Here is a 325-nt window from a genome sequence, read left to right as displayed (position 1 = left end):
AACCGCAGTAGCAGAAGCATCTTTCAAAACAGAAACCGTCTCTACAGATCCAATATCTACACTATTCATAGGACGCTCTATACCATCAACCAATACTAATGGAGATGAATCATTCCAAGTACTTGCTCCACGTATTACTATACGAGGATCTTCCTCTCCAGGCATACCAGTACTAGCAGTCGTAATTAAACCCGGCGCATTACCTGTTAAAGCTGCACCAATACTTTGAACTCCACCTGCTCGCTCTAATGTTTTTCCTGAAACTTGAGAAATTGCAGCAACTACACTCTCCTTTTTTTGCTTACCATATCCAACAATAACAATC

General features: G+C 40.9%; 1 protein-coding gene. It reads right to left on the bottom strand.

Going from position 1 to position 325, the window contains the following annotated elements:
- Window positions 1-325, bottom strand: a 325-nt coding sequence (locus EKL98_RS18330; protein WP_158618356.1) for a TonB-dependent receptor plug domain-containing protein, incomplete at both ends; no start/stop codon positions are given.

This window comes from Flavobacterium bomense, from assembly GCF_003970355.1.
The sequence above is the reverse complement of the archived record's forward strand: the minus strand, read 5'-3'. Positions and strand labels throughout refer to the sequence as shown.